General features: G+C 42.9%; 1 protein-coding gene. It reads right to left on the bottom strand.

Going from position 1 to position 652, the window contains the following annotated elements; genetic code table 11:
* Positions 1-393: hypothetical protein (locus A3739_RS06115; RefSeq protein WP_156502395.1), on the bottom strand; the 393-nt coding region annotated here is incomplete at its 3' end.
* Between the last annotated feature and the right edge of the window lie 259 nt (positions 394-652).

Genomic DNA, 652 nt, shown 5'->3' with positions numbered 1-652 from the left:
TGCGTATACGCCGCACACGTCATCGATAAATTCTTTGAGGTCGTATGAACGACGGTTTGCTGTTTTCGAATAATTAAGCAACTTAATCATTTTTCCGTCAACGTAGGCTGCGAATTCGTAGCCAGGAGCATCTTCGTCAGTATCGAGCACCACGACGGAGTTTGGTTCTGCATTGAATGTGGCTAGTTCGTTGATGCGACCACTTTCGGGATTGAATTGGAATGCTTTACCGACATCTTGACCTGATTCATTTTCTGTACTGAAAAATACATTGATGCTCTGCACTTCGTCTTCCTCGCGAGCGACGGGTGGAGTTTCACTACACGCACTCAGTGCGAGAAAGGCAACCAAACAAATGATCAGATGAGTGCTTCGCAGTACGCTAAAACTCATGGGCACAACATTCCTTTGAGAAAAGTAATTTAACCCAGCTAGTATATAGAGCTAGGATTTTGAAGCGAAATCAAAGGCAAACGATTGGGATAAGGGTCACACAAGTAACGTGGTCTTAGCCTAATAGTTGCTTAAGATAATGTTTGGCATCGCTTTTACCTTGTTCGAAAGTAGAGTGGACCTTCTTTGGTGATGTGTAATCCCAGCTTTCTACCTCTACTTTTTGAAGAGGGCAGAGATATGTGATTTTTTCTGTATT

The sequence above is a fragment of the Oleiphilus sp. HI0067 genome, from assembly GCF_001635735.1.
The sequence above is the reverse complement of the archived record's forward strand: the minus strand, read 5'-3'. Positions and strand labels throughout refer to the sequence as shown.